The organism is Paucilactobacillus oligofermentans DSM 15707 = LMG 22743 (assembly GCF_001434315.1).
GTDB lineage: Bacteria > Bacillota > Bacilli > Lactobacillales > Lactobacillaceae > Paucilactobacillus > Paucilactobacillus oligofermentans.
Genome location: NZ_AZFE01000030.1, coordinates 117,868 through 140,106 on the forward strand (window position 1 = coordinate 117,868; position 22,239 = coordinate 140,106).

Sequence of the window (22,239 nt, forward strand, 5' to 3'; positions counted from 1 at the left end):
GATTACTCAAGATGATTTTTCTCCCACTGAATTTTCTTTTGACTATTTGGCCAAACTTCCCCAGTAAATCCTACATATTTGATCGTTAAATTTGATTGCTTCCTAAATCCAGTAATAACTTCTTCCAGGTATTCAAGCTTATATTCATCAATTTTATGCACTGGTGTCGAACGTAAATGACTACCTTTTTTTTGCTGGCAAAAAAAGACATTATAGCTTTTATCATATTTATCGTTCACCACTTCTATCCAATACTGCGTATAGCTAATTCGTTTAAACAATAACGAAATTCGGCTTACAATTACATCTAAATCTTTATTCATAGCTATTACCACCTGAATGACCACCAACTAATTTAGCCCGGTCAATCGCCGTTCCGCCTTCTTTTAAACTGGTTGCATATACTAATTTAGTAAACCCAAATTTTTTATGAATATCGTCAACCACACCATTTAATTTTGCATTCTGAATTTGTCGCGTTGGTGTATCAAAGATATTAAGTTGCTGCCCCTGATTTTCAACTAAACCACTTCCGTAGACCGCAATATTTCTAACTGATTGATTAACCCAATTCTTTTCAAACAAAAATAATAATTGACTAGTAATTACACTATCTTCATTAGTCGGTTCAATCACGATTGTATGACTAAAGCCATTCTTTTCGTTTCCAGTTGCTTCTGCAAATGAAAATCCAATGCTTAACGATAAGTGGGTTGTCAATTTATTACGACTTCTTAATCGAGCGGCTACCTGCTCGCCAATTTCTTTGATTACCGTTTCAATTTCAATCTTTTGATTATAATCACGTGGTAAAACTTGTGAATTACCAATACTGGCTGATTTTGTTACATGTTTATATTTCATGTTAGATCGATCGACACCCCACGCAGTCGCAAATAACTGGGATCCAATAATCCCAATTTCTTGCTTTAACATATACGGATTTGCATGTGCCAATTCATTCATATTAAAAATCCTTAAACTATTTAACCGTTTTTCCGTTCTTGAACCAATACCCCAGACATCCGTTAAATGCTTAATCTTCCAAATTTTGTCTGGTACCGATTCATAATTTATTTCACCAATCAAATCTGCATCATGCTTAGCGTATATATCTAACGCAATTTTAGCTTGCACTGGATTATCACCAATTCCAACGGTTGTATACAACCCTAATTCTGTTCTCACTGTTTTCTGCATTAATCTAGCAACGTCTTTCGGTGAATCACCAAACAGATGCCAAGAATGGGTCATATCAACTAAACTCTCATCAATTGAATACGGTAAAATATCTTCTTCAGCGGCAAATTTAGCAAAGATTCCATTGACTTGTAAATTCTTCTTGATATATAAATTCATTCTTGGCGGTACAATCAATAATCGCGGGTCAATTGGTAAATCACGCTTTCTTGAAACATTAGCTTTGATATTGTACATTGCTTTGGCCGCTGGTGAAGTTGCTAAGATTAAACCACCATTGGTATTCCTAGCTTCACTAATCACAACCATCGGCACTTTTAACGGATTGAAGCCACGTTCAACTGCCTCGCAACTTGCGTAAAATGACTTATTATCAATTAAGAAAAATACCCCATGTGGTTCTTTATCTGTAAACAATTTCATCACCGCCTTTAATTCAATTTATATTTTATCACAAATACGAACGCACGTTTGCTAAATGTGCAAAAAAATACCCACAAACTAATGTGAGTAGTTTTTAATTAATGTTCTGCTGATTCAATTTCTTCATTCATATTGGCTAAATTTAAATTAGCTGAACGAAAGTTTTTATCTGTAACTGGTAGATGTTGCAATAAATTTTCAAGTTCTTGAACTTCTAATTGAGCTTGGTCAATTTCAAAATCTAGAATGTGCCCACCAAAATCATGATCATCATTGATAAAGTGTAAATGAAATCCACCGACCGTGGCCCCTTGGAATAAATATGGTGCATAGTAACCAACAATTGTTCCGGAAACATTATCCCGCGTAAATTCAGGTTGCACTTTAATTGCTTCTGATAACATTGGATATGGTTTTGATTGCTTCGGAACTACCCGCGTATGCATATGCTTAAAGGTTCCACGCATCGTAATAGCTGCAAAATAATTACCTAATTGATGGTCTTCTTCAATCTTAGTTTGTACTTGCGTGCTATTAATATTTTGCACCGCTTCTTTTACTTGTGGTTCATAGTAATTAACTGAAGCAAACGGTACTGTATCCGATGGTCCTAATACATTAACTTGACCAGATTCAACAACTTGATAAACTGTTCCATCAACAATTACAACTTCGCCATCGAAATCATTTGCAGTTCCGATACCCATATCTCCATGTTTAACTAATTCACTAACTGGTAAAGTGCCTTCAAAAAGTCCGACTACCAGCATCGCTAACGTTCCATGTTGATAAACCGTTGTTGTATCTTTCATGCCTATTATCTCCCTTGATGTTTAAAATTGATCAACTAACATTGTCTTTCCTAAGTCTGCATTATGTGAGTAGTCGATTGGAATATCGATCACAACTGGACCTTCTGTGGCAAAAGCTTCGTTTAAAACCGCCCCTAATTGGTCCGGCGTTTCAACTCGTAAACCTTTAGCACCGAAGCTTTCTGCATACTTAACATAATCAATTGGCCCAACTTTAACCCCAGCGTCTTGACCATATTTCATAATTTCTTGAAAACGAACCATATCATAATAACCATCATTCCAAATTAAATGAACGGTATTTAGTTTCAAACGAACGGCCACTTCTAATTCTTGTGATGAGAACGTAAATCCTGCATCCCCAGAAACTGAAATTGACTTCGCATTTGGTCGTTCTAATGCGGCTGCAATTGACCAAGGTAGCCCAACGCCAAGTGTCTGCATTCCGTTACTAAACAATAGATGACGTGGTTGATAGCTTCTAAAGTGACGAGCCATCCAAATATAATGACTACCAATATCAACTGAAACGGTCATTTCATCAGTTACTCGTGCCTGTAATTCTTTGATAACTGCTAACGGGTGATTCAAATTATCTTTTCCAGCTGGTACTGGTTGTTCAACATCGGCCGCAATTTCATGATGTAATTCAGTTAAATATTGACGTGAAGCATCATCTGGTTGATAATTTTCAACTTTATCCGCTAAGCTTGAAATAGTTGCGGCAATATCCCCAATTAATTCAGTTTCAGGTTGGAAGTGTTTATCTAACTGTGGAGACGTTGAATCAATCACGGTAATATTAGCTTCTTGTTCCGCATTCCAGTTACGTGGTTCATATTCAATTGCATCATAACCAACCGTAATTACTAAATCAGAATGCTTTAATAATTTATCCCCTGGTTGATTTCTAAATAAGCCAACTCGGCCAAAGAAGTAATCATTTTCTAAATCTCGTGAAATAATTCCCGCGGCTTGGAAAGTTTCAACAACTGGTAATTTAGCAGCTTTAACTAACTTTTGAATGGCTGCGGTGGCCTCCGGTGAAGAAGCACGCATTCCAGCTAACAATACAGGTAACTTAGCGTGTTTAATCTTATCGGCTAAATCAGAAATCGTTTGTGCATCAGCTGATCCAAGTTTTGGTTCATTCATTGGCTTCAAGCTTGGGGTTGTTACCTCACCATCATCAATGTCTTGTGGAATACTAATAAAACTAGTTCCTTGTTTACCTTCTGAAGCAATTCTAAAAGCATTCGCAAAGACTTCTGAAATATTATCCGTATCCGCAATTTCAGCACTGTATTTAGTGATTGGTTCAAATAACTCTTTATTGGCCATACTTTGATGAGTTGAACGGAACAAATCTTGACGTGGCACTTGACCAGCGATGGCAATCAATGGATCACCTTCAGCAGTCGCTGTCACAGCAGGTGTAGCTAAGTTAGTCGCACCCGGTCCAGAAGTTGAAATTACTACTCCTGGTTTTCCAGTAATTCTTCCCATTCCCGCGGCAATAAATCCCGCGTTTTGTTCATGTCTCGATACAACTAATTTTGGTGTTCGTGGGTCAGTTGGATGTTCTAACAATTCAAATAAGCGATCAATCTTCGCACCCGGAATCCCGAAAACATATTTAACCCCATGATTAATCAAACTCTCAACAATTGCATCAGCACCATATCGTTTTGCTTCTACCATCTCTACACGCTCCCAATCACAAATTTAATATTAATATTCAAAGAATACCATTAATTTTTAATAAACAAAATTAATTATTACGCTTGTGAAATTATCATTTTGTCATTGGCTTGATCTGCTAGTAATTCACTGCTGATACGCATTTTAAAAAGCACAATATAATTATTTATTTCACATTATAAAATTCACAAACTTAAATATTTGTTTCAAATTTTTTTATCATGTAAAATAGACGATGAAAGATACTAAGGAGTTAACAATTATGAAATTTGGCCAACAAGACCTCATTAACATGGATAAACAAATGTGTTTTGCTCTATATAATGCAAATAAGCAATTCAACCATTTTTATTCAGAAGTACTCGAACAATTTAATTTAACCTACCCACAATACTTGGTCTTATCAAGCTTATGGGACAACAATGACGCCATGACTGTTAGACAACTGGGACAAGTGGCTCGCCTTGATGGTGGTACTTTAACTCCACTGCTCAAACGGCTTGAAAATCACGGTTGGGTTGTCCGTAGTAAAGACCCCAATGACAATCGCCACGTCTTAATTAGCTTAAGCACTTATGCTATCGAGCAAAAATGTGACATCGTTAATTTAATTCAAACTAAATTAAATCATTTAAACATGACAGATCAAGAATATCGTGAACGGGTTCAAGAAGTTAACGATATTTCTCACCGCTTAGAACAAATCCTCACAACCTTTTAAATAAATCTCCACAAAAAAAGTTATCAAGCAGCTGATATTTTGCTTGATAACTTTTTGTGTTTATTTTTGTAATAAGATCAACATTTCGGCAATCGCAACGGCGTTATTAACCATATGCAACATAATTGAAATTCTAATTCTTCCTGTCTTAACATAGATAAAGGCCAGCACCGCTCCCATATAAAAGTAGACTAAGAAACTAACAATATTGGTACTAACATGGCCTAAGGAAAAAATAAAACCAGATAAAATCACTTTTGGCCAAAATGTATTTACTTTAAAGAACAGATTAGTAATTAGCCCCCGAAAGATTAATTCTTCCGCAAACGGCGTTAAAAAGATAGCTGAAATACTCAATGCAATTAAAATAACTGAATTGTCTTTCATCATTGATTCAATGACTTGGTTATTAGCGGTTTGACTTTGATTAAAAAACAACTGGTTTAAAATTCCAAAGACAATTTGACCACCAAAAATAGCTAAATAACCGGTAATTACAATCCCAATATCAGCAATAAAAATGCCCGGACGAACTGGAATTTCACGATATCTTCTATATAAACGCCACGTACCAAAAATAATTACGCCAAACAAAGCAAAGTAACCAACGACTGATACACTAGTTAACCACACATTATTCTTAATATATTTAATAAGTGCTAACACCTCTGGTGGTAATTGGATAACTACAAACATGGCTAAGATGATCATGATCCGCGTAAACAGACTTGGACGTTGCGGATGACTACTAAGATATTGACTATTATTCATCATTTCGTTTCTTGTCCTCCTCATTCAAAGCTCGTAGTTTTTCTTGTGCCACAATATATGTAATCACAACTGATGCAATTAAAAAACCAATAATCCACACCACAATCAACCAAATTCCTGAAAAAACGTTTAAATAAGTTAAGACGCCAATAATAATAAACATCACTGCTGGAATTAAAATAATTGGATAGATAATTTCTTTTTTCATTAATTACTCCTTAAATTATATTTGAAATTATAACACGAATTATCTTAACTGTTGACATTAATATATTCACTTGTTATATTATAAAAGAAATCAATACTATATTGAATATAATATGACAGGAGGAATAATCATGAGTATTTCGATAACTACAGAACTACTAGATGGTTGTGTACTAGCCCTATTGAGTAAAGAAGATTACTATGGATATACTTTAACTCAGCGAGTCCAAGAATTTTCACCAGTCTCTGAATCAACTATGTACCCAGTCCTCAGACGTTTGAAAAAAGATAATTGGTTGGAAACATATGATGAAGCCTACCAAGGACGTAATCGTCGCTACTACAAAATAACTGATACTGGATTAGATCGTTTAATTGAAATTAAAAGTGATTGGCATGAATATAAGCAAACATTGGATAATGTTTTAGGGGGAGAAAAATAATGGAAAACACTAAATATATTGAGGAGTTAACAGGTTACTTATCGAACTTAACGGCTGATGAACAAGCTGACGTAATCGACTTTTATAACGAGTACATTCTTGATGCTAACTTAACCACGGATGAAGATATTATGGCTCAACTTGGAAATCCTAAGCAATTATCTCGTAAAATTTTAGCCGACTATTCAATCAAAGCTACTAATGATGAAACTGCTGGTACTCCACACTACGAACCAAAACCTAAAAAGAATATTCGCATGATTTGGCTAGTTATTTTAGCCATCTTCGCAGCCCCAATTGCCTTACCACTCGCAATTGCAATTATCGGTGTAATCAGCGGATTATTAGTTGTAATTTTTGCAGTTGTTGCTTCAGTTTTCATTATTATCATTTCTTTCTTCGCAGCTGGAATTGCAGCCGTTGTGGCCGGATTATCAATTTGGTCCCAATCAGTTGCCACCGCAGGATTATTCATTGGTAGTGGTTTAACAATCTTTGGTTTATCTCTAATCGCCTTACCAATTAGTTACCTAGTCGTCAAAGTTCTGATTCAAATGACTGCTAACTTCTCAAAATTTCTTTATAATCGCTTCGTTACTTCAAAAAATACCACGAAGGAGGCTAAATAATCATGAAAAAGTTTATTAAATTATTAGCCATCTCCAGCGTTGTTTTGGGATTGTCCGGACTTATGTTTGGGATTATGACATTGGGCCATGCTTTAGTCTTAACTATTGCTGGTACCATTTTACTAATTTTAGAAGTTGGTGGTTTAACGATTACCTGCTTAATATTTGATAGTATCGTTACCTTATTATCATTATTCAACATCCTCATTTACAAACTATTCGTGCATGAACATAAAACCCCACAGGAGGCCAAATAATTATGAAAAAGACTATTATAATTGGTGTAATAATCACAATTATCGGTTCAATTATCGCCTTCGTTGGTCTATCTAATGGAGCTTCAACTAGTTTAATTTGGAACAACGGACTAAAAATTAACAAAACTGTTCATACTACTAAAACTGTCTCTGACTTTAAAAATATTCAACTAGATTCTAGTGGCTATGAAGTTGAAATTAAATCGGGTACTAATTACTCAGTTGAAGTCAAAGGATCTAAAGAAAACCGGCCAAAAATTTCAGTTAAGAATGATACCTTAACCGTAACTTCATCAGACAACAGCTCAAGTAGTTTTGGCTTTAATACATCTGATAATAAAATCATTATTACCGTTCCTAATGGTACCAACCTTGAAAATATTACTGGTACATCAAGTTATAACGAGCTTGAAATTAATAACATTACGACTAATAATATCGATTTAGATAATGCTGGATCACTTGAAGCTAACAATTTAACCGTTAAAGCCGGTGGCCGCATCAATAGTACTAATACTGGTATAGATTTTGAAAACTCAAACCTTACTAACGTCACGATTAAAAATGATAATGGTTCCTTATCGTTTGAAAATGGTTCCTTAACTGGTGGTAGTGTTGTAAATAAAAATGGTTCTTTAGAATTCGAAGATACTCATTTCTTACAAACTGTTACCCTAAATGATGATAATGGTACAATTGAAATTGATAATCCAACTACTGATGGCTATCAATTATCATCAACTAATGGCTCAATCAAATTATTTGATAAAAATGAGACGACCTCACTAAATCAAAACGAAACTGCCACTAACAAAATTATTGCTACTACTAACAATGGCACAATTGAAATTTCAAACTAAAACTAAACGAGATCAAAAACATAATTTGTTTTTGATCTCGTTTTAATTTGCTTAACTATTCGGTTCATTAAAAACTTCTCTTAAAATCGACTGACTATTGTGTGCCTGCATCCCCTTAACTCGAATATAATCAATGTCAGCTAATAAGATTGGGCGCTCCCATAATGATGATAAGTCTTCAAAATTTAAATAATGAAGCGTTAATTTAATCGGCGTTAACTCGGTCACCAATCCATCAAAATCATCTTGATCTTTAAATTCCTTAGTTCCAATTACAACTGGTTCTTTTACCGCAAATGCTTCAGTCAATAATTGAACAAGAATCGGTTGCAACCCGTACTTGGCATTAGACAGATATTTTTCTAACTCCCAAATATCATAATATCCATATTGACGCGCATTTTCTTCTCGAATTCTGACATTCATCAAATAATCATTATCTCGTTTTACATCATGAATACTTGATAATCTAACCGCGTTTAGTCCATTAATTTTACTATCCGTATCTAATCCTAATACCAAGACAAATACGCTATCGATTGCAACAATGTACCCAACCGTAAAAGTGTCATCAGACTTGAAATTGTATATAGCAACTAATTCGTTATTTTGCTTTGCTAAAATTAATTCCTGCTTTAATTCATTATTCATTAATTAATTCACTTTCCTGTCTCGTCTGCTTTTGGCATTACATTTTAATATGTTATATTTATTATACATTAAAATACAATCCCACCGGAGGACTCATATGCTTTCTGAATTTAAAAATTTTATTTTACGCGGTAACGTTTTAGACTTGGCCGTTGGAGTTATTATTGGTTCTGCTTTTACTGCCGTCGTTAAATCCTTTACCAATAACTTAATTAGTCCTTTATTAGGGATTTTCTTAGGTAAAGTCGATTTTTCAAAAATTGTACTAACTGTTGGATCAGCTCAATTTAAAGTTGGGATGTTTGTTAATGACATCATCAACTTTATCATTATTGCGTTTGTTATTTTCATTATTATCAAAGCAGTCAATAAAATTGTTAAAAAACAAGATGCTGCGGTTATTCCATCTAAAGAAGAAGAATATTTAAAAGACATTCGTGATTTATTAGAAAAGCAGGCTAAATAACTCATCACATTGATACCTAATTGTAATAATTACGTTTATCCTATTTGAATAGCTTTTTGCTATATACAAATCAATCATAGCTATGTTTTATTATCGACGAAAATGTAGTAAGCTTTTATTCGTTGAGTTTTTTATTCTAAAGTAAAGAAGGACCATTATGGTGATTATAACAGCAGGTATGATTGGTGTCGGTAAAACTACCTTAACCGGACAAATTGCCGAACATTTAGGTACAAAAGCATTTTTTGAACCCGTTGGTGAGAACCCCGTTCTCCCACTTTATTACAAAGATCCTAAGCAATACGGATTTTTACTTCAGATTTTCTTTTTAAACAAACGTTTTTCAATGATTAAAAATGCCCTTGCTGATGACAACAACGTGCTCGATCGTTCCATCTATGAAGATGCATTATTTACTAAAGAAAACAACGCTGAGGGTAATATATCAGATACTGAGCTTGGTGTTTATCTTAACCTTTTAGATAACATGATGGATGACCTTCAACGTCTTCCTAAAAAAGCTCCCGATTTGTTAGTTTATGCTGAAACTGATTTTGAAACGATTCTCTATCGTATTAAAAAACGGGGACGTGATTACGAACAATTCGATAATAATCCTGAACTTGAATCTTATTATCTTAAAATGTGGACTGCCTACAAAGCTTGGTTTGATGACTATGATGTCAGCCCTAAAATCAAAATTGATCTTCAAAAGTATGACCTTGAAGATCCCCAAAACGTAGAACTCGTTCTTGGACAAATTGATAATGCTTTAACTACATTACGTTAATTATAATTGCCAATTGTCATTTCCTGACAGTTGGCTTTTTTAATACCATGATTATGACACCAATAATGATGATAATTATCATCACTACATAAATAGTACTTGGTTCAGTTTTTGATTTATGATTAATTACTTTAGACTGACGATTTTTAACTGGCGCATACTGTAATTTTAATCTGGGCAATGCAATTGGCTTTACCTTTGAACAAACTGCTTGCCGATCATATTTGTCTAATTGGTATGTTTCAATAATTTGATTTAATTTCCGATCATATTGTGTATCAGTCGCATAAGTTCCTGTAAGCTTACGTGTTACTTCATGATAATCACCACATAATCCTCGTTTAGCCGCCGAGAACAATGGTTGATTCATAACTTCCGCATAATCATTTAACGATTCAAAATAGGAGTTATATTGCCTAAAATCATCATTAATATAACTTAAATTACCAAAACCATCATCTTCTTGCGTTTTCATTTGAATTGACTTGCCTTTATAGCCACCTTTTACTCCAAAAAGATTATATACGTGGGGTCTTGCCAAATCGCTCGTCCCCCAAGAACTTTCTAAAGCGGCTTGTGCAATCATTACTGAAGCATATAGGTCATTTTTTTGTGCAATACTAACTGCATCAACCGCTATCAATTCAATAAATGCCTGGTGACTTGGGATCATTGGTCCAAGCGGCAATGGTGGCAATGTAATTACCGGTACAGAGTCCTCCGTAGTTTTTATTTCTTTTAGCGGTTCCACATTCTCTTCTTCCCGACTTTGATTTGAAAAACTAACTATCCCTGTTGGTTGATCCTCTTTAGTTTCATTAAATGGCTGACTACTTTCAGTCTGATTTGTATGCCTGCTTTCTGAAGAGCTAATACTTTTAGATTCATCATGTTCTAATTGATAAATTTCATTAGTTAACTGAAATCCTTTTTGATAACCTACCTGAAAAATTTCACTTTGTTTACTTACATTTTTAATTTTATTTTTATACCCATTTATCCGGCCATTCTTCATTCCTTTTTGATATTCATTCTTTAATTGATTATATCCGTCCATATATAATTGATAATCTTGTTTACTTTTAAAATCATCTAGTTTACTTAAATGACCATCCATAATATCATCAATCACTTGTTCATGTATCAATTGATTAGTGAATGAAGCGGTACTCGATTCAATTTGGCTAGCTTCAGAAACTGCACTAGTGACTTCATCTTTGGTTTCAGAACTCGCATAAACTAACTGACTAGTTATGTTAATAATTGAAATAATAATCACCATTACTAATAATATTTTTCGATATTTCATTACTTCACCCCTAATAAATACTGCCATTTATTAAGTACGAAATAATTTAACGATTTATTTTTAAAACAAAAAAGGAATCATCTTGCGATGATTCCTTCAAATTATTAATTATTATATTTCAGGATAAGTTGTCTTTTGTAAATCAACTGGTTTATTATCTTCATCAGTTTTTACGACGATTACATCACAAGGTGCTTCCTTGATTACATAAGCAGCCGTCGAACCAACGAGCATCCGTCCGATAAAGTTAAGTCCCGTTGCTCCCACAACAATCAAATCAATATCATTATCTCGTGGGTAATCACTACCCAGTTCAACTTTAGCATTACCAATTTTAACGTCAATATTAACGTCTTTAACGCCAGCATCCATCGCAGTTTGTTTATATGTTGCTAATTTCTTTTTCATTTCAGAAACCGAAGTATCATAGACACTTCTATCAATAAATCCATATCCAACCGTACTGGTATTCGGAAATCTTTCCCCATTAATGACACTTAATAATGATAACGTGGCATCATTTTGAGTAGTAATCGTCACGGCTTTATTAAACGCCATCTCAGATTGTTCAGATCCATCAATTCCAACTAATACATTTGTATATTTTTTCATAAACGTCACCTCCATAAGATTTGGCTACATACTAACAATTATTATTTCCTAATTAAATTGTATCAGAATTATAATCTTAATGGTAATGATATGGTCATTTAGTCCGTAATTAGCTTATTAATCGCAGCCATATAAATAGCCATTGCTTTAATTAAATCATTAACTGGTTGAAATTCATTAGCCTGATGCATCGTATCAAGCGTCGTTGGAAATAGTGCACCAAAAGCCACGCCGCGGTCCATCATTCGGCCATAAGTTCCACCACCGACTACTTCTGGTTGTGAATCATAATCGCCGGTAACTTCTTGATAAGCATCCATTAGTGAAACAACCAATGGATCATCAGCAGGTACAAAATGTGGTTCCATACCTTCTAATTGATATACAAATGCATTTATCTTATCAGTTATTTTTGAAATACCTGCTTGAATTTCATTAGGCGTAATCCCTTGAGGATAGCGGAAATTCAAATCAATTTGACCACCATTAGTGGCTTTAAAGTTCATTAACCCCACGTTCATGGTTAAATCACCCATTAAATCATCGGTAAAAGCCAAATCAAATTTTTCCATTCTCGAATCAAGATGTAAGTATAAGGCAATAAATTTAAGAAAATCGCCTGCTTCACCTGTGATATCTTGATGTTTTAAGAAATTAGCTAAATAGGTTCCCGCATTATCCCCATTTTTAGGTTCCATTCCATGCGCTGCTTTACCTACAAAACTGATGGTATATTGATTTTTAACTTGCGTAATCTTACCAGTAACTGGTGTTTGCGCAAGGTATTCATCTAATGATTGAGTTAATTGGGTTAATTCAGCCCCTTCAATCACAGCCTCAGCTTCTCGAGGAACCATGTTTGTCCGTAAACCAGAATCAAATGAAATTAACTTAACTCGTCCTTCATTAGAACCATTAAAATCAACTTTCATTGAGAAGTTTCCCTTTTCACCATTAATTAATGGGAAACTAGCATCCGGAGAAAAGCCCAATGTTGGGGCTGGTTCAACTTCAAAGTAACGTTTCATCCCCGTCCAATTGCTTTCTTCATCGGTACCGACAATAAAGCGAACCTTCTTATTAGGAACTACATTCATATCTTTTAAAGTTTTCATGGCGTAGTATGCGGCCATTCCTGGCCCTTTATCATCAGATGCTCCACGACCATAGATATTACCGTTTTTAATTACTGGTTCAAATGGATCAGTATCCCAACCATTTCCGGCAGGCATTACATCAACATGCGCCAAAATAGCAAGGGTTTCATCACCTTCACCCCATTGTACGTAACCGACTATATTGTCAATGTTCTTAACTTTAAATCCATCTTGTTGCGCCATTTCTAGAAATACTTTTAATGCCGTTGCTGGCTCTGGACCGAGTGGAAATTCTTCTGTCGCGTTACTATCATCGCGTACACTTGCGATTCTCATCATTGTGGTGAGATCATTTAAATATTCTTCTTGTTGTTCTTGGGCTTTGGCTTGCCAATCGATCATCTCTAAAATATCCTCCAATTGCTTAAAAAACTTATTTATAGTGTAACATATTTTACGATTTCTTTAATTAAATTTAGCATTTAACTCAAAAATGCTATAATTAAGGAAACTAATAAGGACTGAATAACAATGTTGACTTTAACTGAAGAGATTCTGACAAAAACAATTCGTGTACGTCCAAATGATAGTTATAAAGGAACTTTTGGTCGCGTCGTCTTAGTTGGTGGTAATGCTAACTATGGTGGTGCCATCATTATGGCCTCTACAGCCGCTGTTTATGCTGGGGCTGGTTTAGTCACTACTGGAACTGATACTAACAATTTAAGTAGTTTACATGCTAGCTTGCCAGAAGCCATGTTCGTTAACTACTATGATAAAGTTAAATTAAGCCACTTGGTATCATATGCAACCACCGTCGTAATTGGACCTGGGTTAGGTGACGATTTTCATAGTCAAGAAGTCTTAGCCTCTGTGTTAGCTAACATTAATCAATCACAAAGTGTCATTATTGATGGCTCAGCAATCAGCCTTTTGGCAGCAAACCCATTGGATATTCCAGATACTAACCTAATCTTTACCCCGCATGAAATGGAATGGCAACGGCTATCTGGTATCAAAATTAGTGACCAGACATCTGATGCAAACCAACTAGTCCAACAACAATTAAATGCAACGGTTGTGTTAAAAAAACACCATACCGAAATTTACACCGGTAAAAATATCTATCAACTTCCAATTGGAACTCCTGCCCAAGCTACTGGCGGTATGGGTGATACTCTTGCGGGGATGATTGGTGGCTTCACGGCTCAATTTGATAATCAAGAAAATGCTGTTTTAGCAGCCGTATACGCTCACAGTGCGATTGCTGATGAACTGGCACGATCACAATATGTGGTGTTACCACATCAAATTAGTCATGCCCTCCCGATGTTTATGAAACGATATGCAAATTAAAAATAGCGGTCCAGATAAATTTTATCTGGGTCGCTATTTTATTTTCTTAACATTTCAATTTCTTCAGTTGTTAACTCACGATATTGCCCTGGTTGTAAGTTATCATCGCTAATACCTGCAAATGATTGCCGGTGTAACTTCACTACTTTTTCACCTAGTGCACCAAACATCCGCTTAACTTCATGATATTTTCCTTCATGCAACGTTAACTCAATAATTGATTCAGTCTGACTTTCCAGTAACTTTACATCATCTGCAACTGCAGTCGTTCCGTCTTTTAATTCAATTCCATTTCGTAATTGATCTAAATCGGCTTCAGAAACCTTACCAGTCACCGTCGCAATATATGTCTTGCGTGTTTTACTCTTAGGGGAAGCTAAACGATGACCTAATTTACCGTCCATCGTTATAATCAACATTCCAGTTGTATCTTTATCTAATCGACCAATTGGAAATAAATCCTTCCTAAAATCATCGGGCGAAAATAAATCCATCACGGTCTTTTCCTTATTATCACTAGTTGCAGTGATAATGCCGGCAGGCTTATTTAATAAATAACAATACTCAGCTTGGTATTGAATTAATTTCTCGTCAACCATAACTTGATGCTTCTCTGGATTAACATTAAAGCCAAATTTTTTAGCTACATCCCCATCAATCATTACGCGATTATGCTTAATTAATTCATGAACTTCACTTCGAGATCCTACTTGTTGTTCACTTAAATATTTATCAAGTCTCATTCATATCTCCTATTTAATATGCAATTTACGACGCACACCAGCAATTCTTGGCCCTAACAGCATATCTGCTAATCTAGATTTTAAAACCAAATATACATAAACTAATCCACCACCTGCAACTGCTGGAACGAGGACAAGCATTGCAGTTAAACGACCACTTGGATCAATCACTAAATATAATCCCATTACGATTAATTTAGCTACCACATACGTAATAATCGAATATAACAAAATTTGATTAGTTGTTTTAGTCATTTTTTTAAATGGAATTTTGAATTCTTTATTCAGTGAATGAATAATCAAATAACTCGTCACTGCCATCCCAATTCCAGTTGCCATTAATGGTCCAATAGTTTTAAAGATCATAATCATTGGATACTGCAAAACTAGTTTAACAACAATTCCAATTCCTAATAGTTTTAGCGTTTTAATATTTTCTGATACACCCTGCATAATTGCAGATGCAATCGTAAATAGACCAATAAAGATGGCAACAAAGGCGGATAATTCCAAAATTGTTGAACCACTATCATTAAATCGATAGAACACCGTATAGATTGGCGTTGAAACCGCAGCTAATCCTAATGCCGATGGAATCATTACAAAATAAAATAGCATTAATGCGTTCGCAATTTGTTTCCGAATATCATTATTATCTTTACGTGCTCTAGCTGCTGATAATAACGGAATCACAGCTTCTGACATTGCTGATGCCAAAGAGATCACAATCATAATTAGTTTGTTAGCATTGAATGAAAATAGTGCCCACAATTGATTTAACTGCCAAATTGAATAATGTCCTACACGACCCATTGCATCAAAAAAGGTATATTGATCAATTAATTGAAAGATAACGGTTCCCGAACTAACAATAATAAATGGAATTGCCTGAATTACGATGTCTTTGATTAAAGTCCAAGATGAAATGACTAATTTATTATCACTGTTATCTCTTAGTTCATTCATTTGATTTCGATTACGTACCCAATAAAAACCGAGAATCAAAATTCCACCAATTGCCCCAATAAATGCTGCAAAGGTTGAATGAACCACTGCCGTTTTCCAACTACCATGCATAATTTTCATAATAACAAAAGTGCTTGCTAGCATATAAATCACACGGAAAACTTGTTCTAAAAATTGTGAAATCGCAGATGGTGCCATTTGATGATAGCCCTGAAATAGTCCACGACTTAAGCTCATCCCTGGAATAACTAATACTGCTACTGCGAGTGAGCGAAGCACTGGAATCACATTAGGATCCCCACCATCAAATAGTGGCGCTCCAAAGAATAAGATAATCGCCGATAACAACCCGGTAAATGCCGAAACAAACATTCCGTGTTTATACAGGCGACGACCAACCCCATATTCATTTAATTCATTGTAATGCGACACTAATTTGGAAACGGCCGCCGGAATCCCTGCCGTTGCAGCCATTAAAAATAAGCTATAGACATTATATCCTTTACTAAATAAAGCATTTGCTTGATCGCTATATGCTCCTAACCATGTTACCCATGGAATTATATAGATGGCACCCAGAATGCGCGAAAAGATACTTCCAGCCGTCATCCAAACTGAGCCTTGGACCATTTGCTGTTGAGCATCAAGATTACCTGATAAATTTAATTTCCCGCCATTTTCGCGCAATATATTAGTACCCACTTCCTTTTGTTTCAATCCTTACTATTCTATCGTTGAAACGTACCGTGTGCAATCGAATTTTTACTAAGATTTAATAAAACTTTAAACCAATTCTCAATAATCTAACAATCACTACAAAAAAATAGAACCTTAACGGGTTCTATTTTCTATAATGAACTTATTTAAATAACGATATTAACGATTTTACCAGGGATCACAATTAATTTACGGATATCTTTTCCATCAATTGTTTCTTGTACCTTTTCGTTAGCTAAAGCCAGTTTTTTAATTTCCTCTTTACCTAAATCCTTGCTAACTTTGAGATGGCCTTTAACTTTACCATTAATTTGAATAACCATTTCAACTTCATCTTCAACCAATTTTGATTCATCAAAAGTTGGCCATGTTTGATAGGCAATGGTATCACTAATCTTAAAGAAGCTCCAAAGTTCTTCTGACACATGCGGCATAATTGGCGAAATCATTTTAACCAATCCTTGCATATATTCAACTGGTAACTTATCAGCTTTATAGGCTTCGTTAACAAAGACCATCAATTGTGAAATTCCAGTATTGAAATGCATCCGATCAAAGTCATCAGTAACCTTCTTAACGGTTTGATTATAGATTTTATCCAACTTACCATCATTATCACTAGTTACTTCGTCTCTTAACTTGCCATCTTCATCAACCATTAAACGCCAAATTCGTTGAATCCATTTGTAACTACCATGTAATCCTTTTTCGCCCCAAGGAACAGATTCTTCAAGTGGCCCCATAAACATTTCATAGAGACGAAGTGTATCTGCACCATATTGGTTAACGATATCATCGGGATTAACTACATTACCTTTAGACTTCGACATTTTTTCATGGTTCTCACCTAAAATCATACCTTGATTAACTAATTTTTGGAATGGTTCTTTGGTTGGTACCACGCCTAAATCATAAAGTACCTTGTGCCAGAAACGAGCATATAGTAAATGTAGCACTGCATGTTCAGCTCCTCCAACATATAAGTCTACTGGTGACCAATATTTAAGGGCTTCTTGACTGGCTAATTCCATATCATTATCTGGATCAGTATAACGTAACCAGTACCATGATGAACCAGCCCATTGTGGCATTGTGTTGGTTTCACGTTTTCCTTTGCGGCCATTTTCATCAACTACATTGACCCAATCGTCAATATTAGCTAATGGACTTTCACCAGTTCCTGATGGTTCGAGATCATTGGTATCTGGTAACTGCAATGGTAATTCATTTTCTGGAACTAATGTGGTTTCACCGTCTTCCCAATGAATTACAGGAATTGGTTCACCCCAATAACGTTGACGAGAGAAAATCCAATCACGTAAGCGATAATTAACTTTCTTCTCACCAGCTTGATGTTCTTCTAACCAAACAATCATTTCACTAATTGCTTCAGCTTTTTGTTCTCCATCCAAGAAGTCAGAGTTGATATGTGCGCCATCACCAATATATGGTGCTTCTTCAACATTTCCACCTTCAATTACAGGTTTAATGTTTAGACCAAATTTCTTAGCAAATTCCCAATCACGTTCATCATGGGCAGGGACTGCCATAATTGCTCCGGTACCATATGAAGCTAATACATAATCACCAATCCAGATTGGTAGTTTTTCGCCATTAACTGGATTAATTCCGTATGCTCCAGTGAACACACCAGACTTATCTTTATTTAAATCAGTTCGCTCTAAATCAGAACGACGAGAAACTTCATCTTGATATTTCTTAATTGAATCGGCTTGATCAGCAATCGTAATTTGCTCAACTAATTCGTGTTCTGGAGCTAAAACAATATAAGCAGCACCAAATAAAGTATCCGGACGAGTTGTAAAGACTTCTACCTTAGCATCTTCATGCCCGTCAACGTTGAAGAACACACTGGCTCCAGTTGAACGTCCAACCCAATTACGTTGTTGTTCTTTAATACTTTCAGGCCAATCTAAATCATCTAAGTCATCAACTAAACGATCGGCATATTCCGTAATTTTTAGAACCCACTGACGCATTGGCTTCCGATAAACTGGATAGCCACCCCGTTCTGTCTTACCATCAATAACTTCTTCATTAGCAACTACTGTTCCACCCATAAAATCAGGTGCCCAGTTAACCATAATTTTATCTTCATAAGCGAGGCCTTTTTTGTAAAGTTGTTCAAAAATCCATTGCGTCCACTTATAAAATTTAGGATCAGTCGTATTAACTTCACGATCCCAATCATATGAAAAACCAAGTGACTGAATTTGCTTTTTAAAAACTTGAATATTTTTGTTGGTAAAATCTTTAGGATTATTTCCGGTCTTTAATGCGTATTGTTCTGCAGGCAAACCAAATGCATCCCATCCCATTGGATGAAGCACATTGAATCCTTGCATCCGATGCATCCGTGATACTGCATCAGTAGCCGTATAGCCTTCAGGATGACCCACATGTAATCCTTGCCCAGATGGATAAGGAAACATATCTAGCGCATAATATTTTGGCTTACTAGTATCTAAGATTGCCTTAAAAGTTTTATTGTCTTGCCAATATTTTTGCCATTTATTTTCAATTGCAGTATGTTCGTATGCCATATTATTATCTTCTTTCCTAAAAATATTATGTGTTTTGTTGTTGAAAATAAAAAATCCCATAGGAAAAATTCCTATAGGACGAATAAACTCCGCGGTACCACCCATTTTCTACATCACTGTAGCGCTTATCTTTCGTAACGCGAAATCACGTTTTTGCCTACTAACTTCAGCAAAAATTTTTAAAGGCGAGTTCAAAAACTAACAAATCTATGTTCACACAACCACATAGTCTCTTAAAGATATCAGTAATTTACTATTCCTTTTCAACAATCAAATATTGGTATAATACTATCAAAGGATCACATGATTTGCAAGGTACACTCTGTGGTAAACTGTATCTATTAAACAAACAAGGATGATAAATATGATTACCCAAAGAATTAGTAAGCTTCAAGCTTCATTATTTGTAATTGCCTTTTTAATTTTCACTTCATTAATGGCTGGTATCAGTCTGCATGCCCAATGGATTCACATTTTCGATCAAACAATTATTAATTTCATTCGTCAATTTTCACCATCAAAAACTGCTTTTTTTAAAGCCTATACCGTCTTTTTTAATACCTTACCAATTATGTTAGTTGTAGTGGTTGGCGTTGCAGTTTTATTTCTATACAAATTTTATCGGATTGGCTTTTTCTTTTTACTAATTCCACTTGTTGGTTCCGTCATTAATGTTGGTATTAAAGATATTATTGATCGTTCCCGGCCACAGGTTAACCAACTAATTCATTATGGTGGTTATAGTTTTCCAAGTGGTCATTCAACAATTGCCGCTCTAGTTTTTGGCTCAATCATCTTATTAGTTCAACGACTTTCACTACCACGTTATATTAAATGGATTTTAATTTTCATCTTATTATTTGCTATTTTACTCGTCGGAATTTCAAGAATTTATATTGGCGTTCATTACCCAAGTGATGTCTTAGCTGGCTTCTGCTTGGGCTTTATGGTCATTACTTTAGGACAATTTATCTTTAAAATAAAGAAGGCATAAATATGAAATTATCTCCTGCATTACAATATAGTCATGACTTACTAAAACAAGTGGTTACCCCCGGTGACACGGTTATTGATGCCACCGTTGGCAATGGCCATGATACCTTGTTATTAGCTCAACTAGTTGGTAAAGGTGGCCATGTTTTAGGCTTTGATATTCAAACTAGTGCAATTAAAGCTACCACTACCAGACTGGAAGCCGAACATTTAAATAATGTTTCCTTGCATCTAACTGGTCATCAAAATGTTGATCAGTACCTAAATGAACCGCTAGCAGCTGCTATCTTTAATTTAGGCTATCTTCCAAGTGGCGATAAATCAATTATCACTACCGGTAATACTACTATCGAAGCGGTTGAAAAAATGCTCCCCAACTTGAAACCTAACGGGATTATCTGTTTAGTCATTTATTATGGCCATCCAGGTGGTGATAATGAACGCGCAGCCGTTGAAAAATTTACAGCAACCTTACCCCAACAAAATTTCAATGTACTCGAATATCAATTCATTAATCAAGTTAATACCCCACCTAAATTAATCGTCATTCAAAAGCGTTAAAAAGCCACTGACATAATTGTCAGTGGCTTTTTATCTGTAGTTATAACTAAAACTACACGTATTTTTATTAAGCTAGTTCTTTTTTTAATGCTTCGACTTTATCAAGATGTTCCCATGGTAAATCGATATCTGTCCGACCAAAATGACCATAAGCAGCCGTTTTCTTATAGATTGGACGTTGTAAATCAAGCATTTCAATAATCCCTTGTGGGCGTAAATCGAAATTATTTCGAATTGCATCAGTTAACGCATTATTTGAAACTAATCCAGTCCCAAATGTATCGACAGAAACTGATACTGGTTGAGCCACACCAATTGCATAAGCTAGTTGAACTTCAACTGTCTTAGCAAAACCAGCAGCTACAATATTCTTGGCAATGTAACGAGCAGCATAACTAGCAGAACGATCAACCTTCGTTGCATCCTTACCAGAAAAGGCTCCACCACCATGATGAGCAGCGCCCCCATACGTATCAACAATAACTTTACGACCAGTTAATCCAGCATCCCCTTGAGGGCCACCAATAACAAATCGACCAGTTGGATTAATGTAATATCTTGTCTGATCATCCAACAACTCTGCTGGAATTACATTCTTAATTACTTTTTCAATCACATCTTTACGAATTTGTTCTAATGTCACTTGATCATCATGTTGCGTACTCAAAACAACTGTATCAATCCGTTCTGGAACATTGTTGTCATCATATTCAACGGTTACTTCAGCTTTAGCATCAGGACGAAGATAACTCAATTCACCTGAATGACGAAGACTGGCAATTCGTTGCATTAATTTATGACTCAAAGCTAATGCTAACGGCATTAATTCAGGTGTTTCATCAGTTGCATAACCAAACATTAGACCTTGATCACCGGCACCAATTTGATCTAATGGATCAACTTCACCATCACGCTTTTCAAGAGCTTCATCAACTCCTTGCGCGATATCTGGTGATTGTTCATCTAATGCAACTAATACAGCACAAGTGTCACCATCAAACCCAATTTTAGAATCGTTATAACCGATACTTTTAATTGTTTCACGAACAACACTTTGAATATCAACATATGCAGTTGTTGATACTTCACCAAAAACTAACACCAATCCGGTAGTAACTGATGTTTCGCACGCTACACGTGCATGTGGATCTTGTTCTAACATGGCATCCAAAATTGCATCACTAATTTGATCAGCAATTTTATCTGGATGTCCTTCTGAGACAGACTCAGATGTAAATAAATGTCGTTCTGACATAAAAAATTCCCCCTATTTGCGGTTTGAAATTCAAAATAAATGAATCTCTAATTGCGGTTACAAGGCATCTTCACAGGCGTGAATCCTATCGGGAATGGACTTATAACTTTACAATCCTAACATAAACTTAACCCG

At 35.3% G+C, this 22,239-nt stretch carries 24 protein-coding genes, 1 riboswitch and 1 other annotated feature; of the genes, 10 read left to right on the forward strand and 14 right to left on the reverse strand.

Going from position 1 to position 22,239, the window contains the following annotated elements; genetic code table 11:
- Positions 1-2 precede the first annotated feature (2 nt).
- From FC70_RS03335 to alsS, 4 genes are all read right to left on the reverse strand, one after another.
- Positions 3-323: a hypothetical protein gene (locus FC70_RS03335; RefSeq protein ID WP_057889594.1), complete on the reverse strand. Its 321-nt coding sequence runs from the start codon at positions 321-323 to the stop codon at positions 3-5.
- Positions 316-1,623 (reverse strand): Y-family DNA polymerase, encoded by a 1,308-nt coding sequence (locus tag FC70_RS03340; RefSeq protein WP_057889595.1) that lies wholly within the window; start codon positions 1,621-1,623, stop codon positions 316-318. Before FC70_RS03340 ends, FC70_RS03335 begins: the two co-directional genes overlap by 8 nt.
- Before the next feature lie 98 nt (positions 1,624-1,721).
- Entirely contained in the window at positions 1,722-2,435 is a 714-nt protein-coding gene (budA, locus tag FC70_RS03345) for an acetolactate decarboxylase (RefSeq protein ID WP_057889596.1), read from the reverse strand.
- Between the two features lie 21 nt (positions 2,436-2,456).
- Complete coding sequence (alsS, locus tag FC70_RS03350) at positions 2,457-4,136, reverse strand: acetolactate synthase AlsS (RefSeq protein WP_057889597.1); 1,680 nt, start codon at positions 4,134-4,136, stop codon at positions 2,457-2,459.
- A gap of 262 nt (positions 4,137-4,398) precedes the next feature.
- On the opposite strand from alsS, the gene FC70_RS03355 reads away from it, so the two are divergent.
- Positions 4,399-4,857: a MarR family winged helix-turn-helix transcriptional regulator gene (locus FC70_RS03355; RefSeq protein WP_057889598.1), complete on the forward strand. Its 459-nt coding sequence runs from the start codon at positions 4,399-4,401 to the stop codon at positions 4,855-4,857.
- A 60-nt stretch (positions 4,858-4,917) separates the two neighbouring features.
- Here the strand turns inward: FC70_RS03355 and FC70_RS03360 are convergent, their stop codons facing one another.
- Positions 4,918-5,631 carry a CPBP family intramembrane glutamic endopeptidase gene (locus FC70_RS03360; protein WP_057889599.1) on the reverse strand — a complete coding sequence of 238 codons (714 nt, stop codon included), beginning with the start codon at positions 5,629-5,631 and terminating at the stop codon, positions 4,918-4,920.
- Positions 5,621-5,836, reverse strand: coding sequence for a hypothetical protein (locus FC70_RS03365; RefSeq protein ID WP_057889600.1), 216 nt, complete (start codon positions 5,834-5,836; stop codon positions 5,621-5,623). The genes FC70_RS03360 and FC70_RS03365 overlap by 11 nt, the downstream gene beginning before the upstream one ends.
- Positions 5,837-5,966: 130 nt before the next feature.
- Between FC70_RS03365 and FC70_RS03370 the strand changes: the two genes are divergently transcribed.
- The 4 genes from FC70_RS03370 to FC70_RS03385 are packed head-to-tail and all read left to right on the forward strand — an operon-like array spanning position 5,967 to position 8,024.
- Positions 5,967-6,278 (forward strand): PadR family transcriptional regulator, encoded by a 312-nt coding sequence (locus tag FC70_RS03370; RefSeq protein WP_057889601.1) that lies wholly within the window; start codon positions 5,967-5,969, stop codon positions 6,276-6,278.
- Positions 6,278-6,907 carry a DUF1700 domain-containing protein gene (locus FC70_RS03375; RefSeq protein ID WP_057889602.1) on the forward strand — a complete coding sequence of 210 codons (630 nt, stop codon included), beginning with the start codon at positions 6,278-6,280 and terminating at the stop codon, positions 6,905-6,907. The genes FC70_RS03370 and FC70_RS03375 overlap by 1 nt, the downstream gene beginning before the upstream one ends.
- 2 nt (positions 6,908-6,909) lie before the next feature.
- The gene (locus FC70_RS03380; protein WP_057889603.1) at positions 6,910-7,164 is read left to right on the forward strand and encodes a hypothetical protein; all 255 of its coding nucleotides are present in this window, start codon (positions 6,910-6,912) and stop codon (positions 7,162-7,164) included.
- Positions 7,165-7,166: 2 nt separating this feature from the next.
- Complete coding sequence (locus FC70_RS03385; protein WP_057889604.1) at positions 7,167-8,024, forward strand: DUF4097 family beta strand repeat-containing protein; 858 nt, start codon at positions 7,167-7,169, stop codon at positions 8,022-8,024.
- Positions 8,025-8,075: 51 nt separating this feature from the next.
- On the opposite strand, the gene FC70_RS03390 is transcribed toward FC70_RS03385, so the two are convergent.
- The gene (locus FC70_RS03390) at positions 8,076-8,675 is read right to left on the reverse strand and encodes a hypothetical protein (protein ID WP_057889605.1); all 600 of its coding nucleotides are present in this window, start codon (positions 8,673-8,675) and stop codon (positions 8,076-8,078) included.
- A 97-nt stretch (positions 8,676-8,772) separates the two neighbouring features.
- Between FC70_RS03390 and mscL the strand changes: the two genes are divergently transcribed.
- Positions 8,773-9,141, forward strand: coding sequence for a large-conductance mechanosensitive channel protein MscL (mscL, locus tag FC70_RS03395; protein ID WP_057889606.1), 369 nt, complete (start codon positions 8,773-8,775; stop codon positions 9,139-9,141).
- A gap of 157 nt (positions 9,142-9,298) precedes the next feature.
- Entirely contained in the window at positions 9,299-9,931 is a 633-nt protein-coding gene (locus FC70_RS03400) for a deoxynucleoside kinase (RefSeq protein ID WP_057889607.1), read from the forward strand.
- Positions 9,932-9,947: 16 nt separating this feature from the next.
- On the opposite strand, the gene FC70_RS03405 is transcribed toward FC70_RS03400, so the two are convergent.
- The 3 genes from FC70_RS03405 to pepV form a co-directional block, all read right to left on the reverse strand.
- Complete coding sequence (locus FC70_RS03405; protein WP_057889608.1) at positions 9,948-11,240, reverse strand: glycoside hydrolase family 73 protein; 1,293 nt, start codon at positions 11,238-11,240, stop codon at positions 9,948-9,950.
- Positions 11,241-11,351: 111 nt separating this feature from the next.
- Complete coding sequence (locus FC70_RS03410; protein ID WP_235804071.1) at positions 11,352-11,852, reverse strand: universal stress protein; 501 nt, start codon at positions 11,850-11,852, stop codon at positions 11,352-11,354.
- Between the two features lie 98 nt (positions 11,853-11,950).
- Positions 11,951-13,351, reverse strand: a complete 1,401-nt coding sequence (pepV, locus tag FC70_RS03415) for a dipeptidase PepV (RefSeq protein ID WP_057889610.1) — start codon at positions 13,349-13,351, stop codon at positions 11,951-11,953.
- Positions 13,352-13,480: 129 nt separating this feature from the next.
- On the opposite strand from pepV, the gene FC70_RS03420 reads away from it, so the two are divergent.
- Positions 13,481-14,305 carry an NAD(P)H-hydrate dehydratase gene (locus tag FC70_RS03420; RefSeq protein WP_057889611.1) on the forward strand — a complete coding sequence of 275 codons (825 nt, stop codon included), beginning with the start codon at positions 13,481-13,483 and terminating at the stop codon, positions 14,303-14,305.
- A gap of 38 nt (positions 14,306-14,343) precedes the next feature.
- Here FC70_RS03420 and FC70_RS03425 read toward each other — a convergent pair whose 3' ends face one another.
- The 3 genes from FC70_RS03425 to leuS all read right to left on the reverse strand — a co-directional run bounded on the left by FC70_RS03425 (position 14,344) and on the right by leuS (position 19,295).
- The gene (locus FC70_RS03425) at positions 14,344-15,048 is read right to left on the reverse strand and encodes a pseudouridine synthase (protein WP_057889612.1); all 705 of its coding nucleotides are present in this window, start codon (positions 15,046-15,048) and stop codon (positions 14,344-14,346) included.
- 9 nt (positions 15,049-15,057) lie between these two features.
- Positions 15,058-16,644: a putative polysaccharide biosynthesis protein gene (locus FC70_RS03430; RefSeq protein WP_083478625.1), complete on the reverse strand. Its 1,587-nt coding sequence runs from the start codon at positions 16,642-16,644 to the stop codon at positions 15,058-15,060.
- Between the two features lie 233 nt (positions 16,645-16,877).
- Positions 16,878-19,295: a leucine--tRNA ligase gene (gene leuS / locus FC70_RS03435; protein WP_057889614.1), complete on the reverse strand. Its 2,418-nt coding sequence runs from the start codon at positions 19,293-19,295 to the stop codon at positions 16,878-16,880.
- Positions 19,296-19,366: 71 nt separating this feature from the next.
- Positions 19,367-19,571 (reverse strand) — a binding site (T-box leader).
- 88 nt (positions 19,572-19,659) lie between these two features.
- Here leuS and FC70_RS03440 point away from each other — a divergent pair.
- Together FC70_RS03440 and mnmM are read left to right on the forward strand one after the other, a co-directional pair.
- On the forward strand, positions 19,660-20,289 hold the full coding sequence (locus FC70_RS03440; RefSeq protein WP_057889615.1) for a phosphatase PAP2 family protein: 630 nt from the start codon (positions 19,660-19,662) through the stop codon (positions 20,287-20,289).
- Between the two features lie 2 nt (positions 20,290-20,291).
- Entirely contained in the window at positions 20,292-20,849 is a 558-nt protein-coding gene (gene mnmM / locus FC70_RS03445; protein WP_057889616.1) for a tRNA 5-(aminomethyl)-2-thiouridylate-methyltransferase MnmM, read from the forward strand.
- A gap of 67 nt (positions 20,850-20,916) precedes the next feature.
- Here the strand turns inward: mnmM and metK are convergent, their stop codons facing one another.
- On the reverse strand, positions 20,917-22,104 hold the full coding sequence (gene metK, locus FC70_RS03450; protein WP_057889617.1) for a methionine adenosyltransferase: 1,188 nt from the start codon (positions 22,102-22,104) through the stop codon (positions 20,917-20,919).
- A riboswitch (SMK box riboswitch) is annotated at positions 22,102-22,215 on the reverse strand. Its footprint overlaps the gene before it by 3 nt.
- Positions 22,216-22,239 lie beyond the last annotated feature (24 nt).